The organism is Corallococcus aberystwythensis (genome assembly GCF_003612165.1).
Taxonomy (GTDB): Bacteria; Myxococcota; Myxococcia; order Myxococcales; family Myxococcaceae; genus Corallococcus; species Corallococcus aberystwythensis.
In genome coordinates this window covers 1-7,618 of sequence record NZ_RAWK01000367.1, presented here as the reverse complement: position 1 = coordinate 7,618, position 7,618 = coordinate 1, and the positions used below count along the sequence as shown (strand labels likewise).

Sequence of the window (7,618 nt, the reverse complement as noted above, 5' to 3'; positions counted from 1 at the left end):
TATCTGCGCATGTCTCGTGGGCTCGGAGATGTTTATAAGAGACAGCCGTCATGCCGCGCTGGTGAGGGTCTTGCTTTGAAGCGCGCTCACCGGGGCCCTTTCGCGGCCCGGAGGAGGCGTGCACGCGGTGACGGCCTGCGGTCGGAGATGGCGGAGGGTGGGCCTGGTGGCCGCGGCGGCGGTGCTGGCCGCGAGCTGCGACAACTCTCCTCCCAAGGCGCGCGTGCTTCCGGGGCCGGACGCGCCCGTGGATCCGCAGGACGCGCAGTGCCGCTCGGCGTCGCGCGACCCGGGCCGCGTCACGCTGCACCGCCTCAACCGCGCTGAATACAACAACACCGTGCGCGACCTGCTGGGCGACACGGGCTCGCCCGCGAGCGACTTCCCGCCGGATGACCACGGCTTCGGCTTCGACAACAACGCGGACGTGCTGAGCATGTCGCCGCTGTTGATGGAGAAGTACTCGCACGCGGCGGAGGCCCTGGTGGAGGCCGCGTGGGCACGGGGGGCGTTCGGCGCCTGCGTGCTCGACCCCGCCCGGCCGGAAGCGTGCGCGCGCGAGCTGCTGAAGACGTTCGCGCGCCGGGCCTGGCGCCGGCCCGTCACCTCCGAAGAGGTGGAGCGGCTGGTCGCGTTCGTCGCGCTGGCCCGGCAGCAGGGTGACGCGCCGGAGGTGGGCGTGAAGCTGGCGCTGCGCTCGGTGCTGGTGTCGCCGCACTTCCTCTTCCGCGTGGAGCTGGACCCCGCCCCCACGTCCACCGTGCCGCACGCCGTGAGCGACCTGGAGCTGGCGAGCCGCCTGTCCTACTTCCTCTGGAGCAGCATGCCGGATGAAGCGCTGCTGCAAGCCGCGGAGGGTGGCCACCTGCACGAGCCGGAGGTGCTGGAGGCGCAGGTGCTGCGCATGCTGGCGGACCCCAAGGCCCGCGCGCTGGTGGACAACTTCGCGGGCCAGTGGCTCTACACGCGCGCGCTCGACTTCTCCCAGCCGGTGTCCCGCTACGCCTTCGACGAACCGCTGCGCGAGGCCATGCGCCAGGAGATACAGCTCGTCTTCCATGAGTTCGTCACCGGCGACCACCGCCTCAAGGACCTGCTGGACGCGCCCTTCACCTACGTGAACGACCGGCTGGCGGCGCACTACGGGCTGCCCAAGCCGGGCACGCAGGCCATGACGCGCGTGGAGCTGACGGGCCACCCGGAGCGGGCGGGGCTCTTCGGCAAGGGCGCGCTGCTCACCGTCACCGCCAACCCGGACCGCACGTCGCCGGTGAAGCGCGGCGTCTGGGTGCTGGAGCAGCTGTTGTGCAAGGCGCCGCCTCCGCCCCCGCCCGACGCGGGGGGGCTGGCCCCGGCGGTGGACCCCACGCTGAACATCAAGGCGCGCATGGCGGAGCACCGCGCGAACCCGGGCTGCGCGGGCTGTCACACGCTGATGGATCCGCTGGGCTTCGGCATGGAGAACTTCGACCCGGTGGGCCGCTGGCGCACGAAGGAGGAAGGCGGCGCGGTGGTGGACTCCAGCGGGGAGCTGCCCGGCGGCAAGACGTTCCAGGGCGTGGTGGAGCTGCGCGCGGTGGTGAAGCAGGACCCGGACCTGTCCGCGTGCATGACGCGCCACCTGCTCACCTACGCGCTGGGGCGCGGCGCGGAAGAAGAGGACCGCTGCACCGTGCGCGGCATCTCCCAGCAGGCGGAAGGCCGGGGCGGCCGCCTCACCGACTACATCCTCGCCATCGTCCGCAGCGACGCGTTCCTGCAGCGGCGGGGCGAGGCGGAGGAACCCAAGCCATGAGCCGCACCCCTGCCCTGTCCCGCCGCACGCTCCTGCGCGGCATGGGCGCGCTGATGGCGCTGCCCCTGCTGGACGTCATGCGCCCGAGTACGGCCCGCGCCGCCGCACCGGCCCCGCGCCGCTTCGTGGCCTTCTACACGCCCTGCGGCATCCACATGCCCAAGTGGACCCCTGGAGGCGAAGGGGCGGACTGGTCCCTGACGCCCACGCTCGCGTCGCTGGCGCCGGTGAAGGGCGACGTGCTGGTGCTGAGCGGCGTGGACAACCTGCCCGGCAGGCCGGACGGGGACGGCCACCACGCCGCCGCGACGTCCGCGTTCCTCTCCTGCGTGAAGGCGCGCAAGACGGAGGGCACCAACATCCGCACTGGCATCTCCATGGACCAGGTGCTGGCGAACGCGGTGGGCAAGCACACGCGCTACCCGTCGCTGGAGCTGGGCATCGACCAGGGCCGGGGCATCGGCAACTGTGACTCCGGCTACGCGTGCCCGTACGCGAACAACATCGCGTGGGCAGGGCCGTCCTCGCCCGTGCCCAAGGAGACGAAACCCCGCGCCGCGTTCGACCGGCTCTTCGCGGACTTCGACCCGGGCGTCACGCAGGAAGAGCTGGCGAAGCGGAAGGCGTACGGCCTGAGCATCATCGACGCCGTGCGCGACGACGCGAAGGCGCTCCAGGGGAAGCTGGGCACCACGGACAAGCGCAAGCTGGACGAGTACTTCACCGGCGTGCGCGAGCTGGAGCTGCGCGTGAACGCGATGGACGGCGCGGGCCCCACGTGCGGCGCCGCCGTGACGCCCGCGGACAGCGAGGACGTGCGTGAGAAGACGAAGGCGATGCTGGACCTCATCGTGCTCGCGTTCCAGTGCGACCTGACCCGCACGTGCACCTTCATGCTGGGCAACGCGCGCAGCCAGCGCGTGCATTCGTTCCTGGGGCTGTCCGGCGAACACCACGCGTACTCGCACCACCAGCGGGCCCAGGCCAACTACGACGCGCTGGTGAAAATCGACAAGTGGGAGGTGGAGCAGTTCTCGTACCTCCTCCAGCGCATGAAGGGCGTGCAGGAGGAGGGCGGCACGCTGCTGGACCACAGCGCCGTGTACTTCTCCAGTGAGATTGCCGACGGCAACATGCACGAGCACAAGAACCTGCCCATCCTGCTCGCGGGCCGCGCGGGGGGCGCCATCGCTCCGGGCCGGCACATCCGCTACGAGGGCCAGCCGCTGGCGAACCTCTACATCGCCCTGCTCAACATGTTCGGCGTGCCCGCGACGACCTTCGGGGATGACGGCACGGGGCCCCTGCCGGGCCTCGGCGGGTAGGGCAGGAAGGCGCTCGGGCACCCCGGGGGCCGCCTGCTCCGTTCGGTTCTTCTGCACGGAAACGGCCAGTGCGGAATGATTCCGCGCATGGCACTTCCTGTGTTCCGTCGCGGGCTCGCGGTGTTGCTGCTGGCCCCGTTGCTCGGCTGTGGTTCCAGCGCGAACGCGCAACGTCCGGTGTCCGAGTCCACGAAGCAGGCCGCCGCCAGGGCCGCCGCGCGCAAGGCGCCCTCGGCCACGCCCGCGCCTCCGGAGGGCACCCGCAAGCCGGTGCCGTCCGCCGCGGAGCTGAAGCGCGACATGGTGGCCGCGCACAACGCGGCGCGGGCAAAGGCCTCGCGTCCCACGCCGAAGCCGGCGCTGCCCGCGCTCACCTGGTCCGACGAGGCGGCGCGCAAGGCGGAGTCCTACGTGAAGGAGTGCCGCTTCGAGCACAACCCGGACCGGGGCACCTTCGGTGAGAACCTGGCCGCCGCGACGCCGGACACCTGGGACACCGCGCAGGTGGTGAAGGGCTGGGCGGATGAAGCCGCCGACTACGACTACGCCTCCGGCAAGTGCAAGGCCGGGAAGATGTGCGGCCACTACACGCAGGTGGTGTGGCGCACCACGAAGGCGGTGGGCTGCGCGACGAAGCTGTGCACGAAGAACTCGCCCTTCGGCGGGAACGTGAAGACGTGGCAGCTCTGGGTGTGCAACTACGCGCCGCCGGGCAACTGGGTGGGCGAGAAGCCCTACTGAGCCGCGAGCGTGATGACCTCGATGCCGCTCGCCGTGCCCACGGCGAAGCGGCGGTGCGCGGCGTCCAGCGCGAAGTGCGGCGGGGGCGGCAGGTGGTGGCGGATGCTGGCCAGCACCTTCCCCGTGTCCAGGTCCTCCCAGCGCTGAACCACGCGGCCGGTGGTGCGCGACACGAGCTTCGGGTGGCCGAAGAAGTCCACCACGTGCTCCGCGTCCACGACCATCAGCGGGCCCGCGGGCTCCTCCAGCTCCACCTCCGACAGGACCTTCTTCTGCGTGAGCGAGTACGTGCCCAGGGAGAAGGTGTCGCCGTCGCGGGACTCGTCCACGCGGACGAAGACGAGCGTGTCCCGCGCCCCGAAGGCCACGGACGTGAAGAACATGCCGCCCTCCACGCCCTCCATCAGCTCGGCGCTGTCCAGCGACGCGGGCTCCTCCAGCGCGCGGGGCACGTCGAACACCGACGCCGCGTCCACCGGGTGCCAGATCCACCCCGCGCTCGCCAGGTAGCGCCCGTCCGGGCTGAACTGGAGCCGCGAGTGGAAGATGTCCACGGATGCATCGTCGCGCTTCGTGAGGCGCTCGCCCGTGGCGGCGTCCTCCAGCTCCACCACGCAGTACGACTCCGGGCAGTGCGCCAGCAGCGTGCGTCCGCTGGGCAGCGTGTGCAGGGCCACGGGATAGTCGTAGACGTGCGCCTGGTAGAAGTCGCGCGTGAGCTGCCGCACCACGCGCGTGCCGTCGAGCAGCAGTCCCGCCGTCCCCAGCGATTCGTACAGCACGCTGTAGCGGCCGTCCGGGGACATCACCGCGCGGTCGAAGCGGTAGGCGTAGCGGATGTGCGGGTCATCGGTGCTGCCATCCAGGTGGTAGCGCACCATGCCGCCCACCGGGTCCACCAGCGCGTCGCCGCTCCAGCACAGGGAGGACACGGCGCACGGGGTCTTCAGGGTCTGTCTCTGGAAATCCATGCGCCGGGGACGGGTACTCCCGGCGCGTCCTGACGGGCCCGCCCGGAAGCGGTGGGCTTCTCAGGCGGAGAGCATCTTCAGCAGCTGCTGGGCCTTCGCGCGCAGCTCCTTGTCACCGCCCTGGAGGACCTGCTCCGCGTGGTGACGGGCCTTCGCCGGCTCACCCAGGCGCAGCGCCAGGGCCAGGTTGAAGTGCGTGGTGGGGTCCTGGGGGTGCGCCTCCAGCACCGGCCCGAGGACGCTCGCGGCGAGCGCCGGGCCCTCCTGCGGCACGTGCTCCAGGTAGTGCACCGCCAGGTCGTTGGGCGCGCCCGTGTCCGTGGGCGCCTTCGCGACGGCCTCTTCCAGGAGCGTGCGCACCCGGCCGCGCTGGCCCGCGACGTCCAGCGCCCGCGCGAGCTGCCGGCGGGCCTCCACCGATTCGGGGTCGCGCTGGAGCGCTTCCTCGAAGAGGGGCAGGGCCTCCGTCAGCTTGCCGGCGAGCAGCGCGGCCATGGCGTGCAGGCCGATGAAGTTGGGGTTCTCCGGCTCCAGCTTCCGCAGCCGCAGCGCGGCGGCCAGGGCGTTCTGCGTGAGGCCCCCGAGCAGCGAGAGGTTGAAGATCTCCTCCCAGAGGACCGCGTCGTCCGGCGCCAGCGTCAGCGCGTCCCGCAGCTCCTGGAGCGCGAGCCCCAGGTCCCCCGTCTCCAGATACGCCCGCGAGCGATCCCACTGCGCGCGGTAGGACTCCTTCGCCATCGTGCCCCTCAACCCCGGAACATCTTGTGGAACAGCCGCATGAACATGCCCGACTTGGGCGCGGTCTCCGGGCGGCCGGACTGCTGCTGCTGCGCCTGGGACTGGAGGTCCAGCTTCATCTTCAGTTTCTTGAGGTCCGGGTCGATGGAAAAGGTGCTGAACTCATCGTTCCCTTCAAGGGCTGTCTGGATCTTCCGCGCGCGGGATTCGTCGTGGCTCATGTCGCGTCTCCTGACCGGACCCCGACCCTACCACGGGGCCCCTGCCCCTCCCCATCCTCGCTGCCCCGCTGTCCGCTTGCCCGCACACCCACCCACGCGCGGATAATCCCTTCCATGCGACGCCCTTCCCGCTTCCGCCCCCTGTCCGCCGCCAGTCTGCTCACGCCGTTCCTCCTGCTCGCCTGCATCCCTGACGGGGACCCGGACGACGACACGACCGCGGACGCGGGCATCCAGGAGGACGGTGGCACCGGCACCGGCACCGATGGCGGCGGCGTGGAGCTGACGCAGTTCGCCCGCGACATGCTGGAGGCCCACAACGCGGCCCGCGCCGCCGCGAAGCCCACGCCGTCTCCCGCGCTGGAGCCGCTCACGTGGGACCCCGCGGTGGCGGAGGTCGCCCAGAAGTGGGCGGACAACTGCCAGTACGAACACAACGACGGCCGGGGCAACGCGGGGGAGAACATCGCCGCCGCCACGCCGGACTACCTCAACGCGAAGACCGTGGTGAAGAGCTGGGTGGGCGAGGTGGCGGACTACGACTATTCGAAGAACGCCTGCGCGTCCGGCAAGCAGTGCGGCCACTACACGCAGGTGGTGTGGCGCAACACGCGCCGCCTGGGCTGCGCCACGAAGCGCTGCACCGTCAATTCACCCTTCGGCACGCCCACCTGGGACTTCTGGGTCTGCAACTACGCGCCCCCGGGCAACTACGTGGGCCAGCGTCCGTACTGAGGGCCGCTGGCCCCGGCTCCGTGTGCCTTCAGCGCTTGAGCGTGCGCGCGAGGAACGCGGACGTCTCCGCCCAGGCGGACGCGGCGGCGCGCGCGTCGTAGCGTCCGCCGGAGGGGTTGGCGAAGGCGTGGTCCGCGTCGTACTCCACGATGCGGCTGCGCACGCCGGCCTCTTCCAGCGCCTTCTCGAAGGCCTGCACCGTCTCCGGCGGGATGGACTTGTCCTTCGTGCCGAAGATGCCCAGCACCTGCGCCTTGATGGTGGACAGCTGCTGGGCGTCCGTCACCGGGTGGCCGTAGTAGAGGACCGCCGCGCTCAGCTCCGGGAGGGCCATGGCGGTGCGCAGCGACCAGCCGCCACCGAAGCACCAGCCGATGCTGCCGGTGCGCGGGGCCTGGATGCGCGGGTCGCCCTTGAGGAACGCGTGCGCGGCCAGGAGCGTCTTCGTGGCCTGGTCGCCGTCCACGGACTTCACCAGCGCGAGCGCCTCATCCGGATTCTTGCCCACCTTGCCGTGGTAGAGGTCCACCGCGAGCGCCGCGTAGCCCTCCGCCGCCAGCCGGTCCGACCACGCCTGCACGTGCTCGTTGAGGCCCCACCACTCGTGGATGACGATGATGGCGGGCAGGGGGCCCTTCGCGTTCGGCGGCAGGCTCAGGTAGGCCTTGGAGCCGTCGGACAGCTCCACCTCCTGGCCCTTGCGCTCGGGGGCGGCGTCCGAGCGCAGGGTGTGCATGGCCTTGAAGTCCTCCTCGGAGACGGCGCCCGTGGCGGACGGGGTGCGAGCCACCTCCGCTGGATTGCCCGTCGCGCAGGCGGTGAACATCAGCGCCGCCGCCAGCACCCACGTGAGCCTCTTCATGTCCGGCCTCATCGTCGTCCGTGTCCTTTCCGGGTCCGGGCTTCCGGCCCGCTTCGCGTGCCCTGACGGGCGTAGCGCGGCGGGGACATCAGCGCCAGCGGGAGAAGAAACGCGAAGAGGGCCGGCGCGAGGGGAAGTCCCTCACGTCGGCCCTCGTTCTCACGGCTCCCGTGGAAGGGAGGCGGTGGTTACTTCGTCGCCGGGGGCGGCTTGTTGGCCGGGGGCGGCTT

8 protein-coding genes are annotated in these 7,618 nt (G+C 71.3%); 4 read left to right on the top strand and 4 right to left on the bottom strand.

Annotated elements, in window-relative coordinates:
• Positions 1 to 157: 157 nt before the first annotated feature.
• The 3 genes from D7W81_RS37735 (at position 158) to D7W81_RS37725 (ending at position 3,861) form a co-directional block, all read left to right on the top strand.
• Entirely contained in the window at positions 158 to 1,795 is a 1,638-nt protein-coding gene (locus D7W81_RS37735; RefSeq protein WP_244227709.1) for a DUF1592 domain-containing protein, read from the top strand.
• The gene (locus D7W81_RS37730; protein ID WP_120560213.1) at positions 1,792 to 3,120 is read left to right on the top strand and encodes a DUF1552 domain-containing protein; all 1,329 of its coding nucleotides are present in this window, start codon (positions 1,792 to 1,794) and stop codon (positions 3,118 to 3,120) included. The genes D7W81_RS37735 and D7W81_RS37730 overlap by 4 nt, the downstream gene beginning before the upstream one ends.
• An 87-nt stretch (positions 3,121 to 3,207) precedes the next feature.
• On the top strand, positions 3,208 to 3,861 hold the full coding sequence (locus D7W81_RS37725; RefSeq protein WP_244227708.1) for a CAP domain-containing protein: 654 nt from the start codon (positions 3,208 to 3,210) through the stop codon (positions 3,859 to 3,861).
• Here the strand turns inward: D7W81_RS37725 and D7W81_RS37720 are convergent.
• The 3 genes from D7W81_RS37720 to D7W81_RS37710 form a co-directional block, all read right to left on the bottom strand.
• On the bottom strand, positions 3,855 to 4,793 hold the full coding sequence (locus D7W81_RS37720; protein WP_244227707.1) for a WD40 repeat domain-containing protein: 939 nt from the start codon (positions 4,791 to 4,793) through the stop codon (positions 3,855 to 3,857). The two genes, D7W81_RS37725 and D7W81_RS37720, sit on opposite strands and share 7 nt — an antisense overlap.
• Positions 4,794 to 4,892: 99 nt before the next feature.
• Positions 4,893 to 5,570, bottom strand: coding sequence for a tetratricopeptide repeat protein (locus D7W81_RS37715; RefSeq protein ID WP_120560210.1), 678 nt, complete (start codon positions 5,568 to 5,570; stop codon positions 4,893 to 4,895).
• Positions 5,571 to 5,578: 8 nt separating this feature from the next.
• Positions 5,579 to 5,791, bottom strand: a complete 213-nt coding sequence (locus tag D7W81_RS37710; RefSeq protein ID WP_120560209.1) for a hypothetical protein — start codon at positions 5,789 to 5,791, stop codon at positions 5,579 to 5,581.
• A gap of 114 nt (positions 5,792 to 5,905) precedes the next feature.
• On the opposite strand from D7W81_RS37710, the gene D7W81_RS37705 reads away from it, so the two are divergent.
• Positions 5,906 to 6,526 carry a CAP domain-containing protein gene (locus D7W81_RS37705; RefSeq protein WP_120560208.1) on the top strand — a complete coding sequence of 207 codons (621 nt, stop codon included), beginning with the start codon at positions 5,906 to 5,908 and terminating at the stop codon, positions 6,524 to 6,526.
• Positions 6,527 to 6,554: 28 nt separating this feature from the next.
• On the opposite strand, the gene D7W81_RS37700 is transcribed toward D7W81_RS37705, so the two are convergent.
• Positions 6,555 to 7,388, bottom strand: a complete 834-nt coding sequence (locus D7W81_RS37700; protein WP_120560207.1) for a dienelactone hydrolase family protein — start codon at positions 7,386 to 7,388, stop codon at positions 6,555 to 6,557.
• Between the last annotated feature and the right edge of the window lie 230 nt (positions 7,389 to 7,618).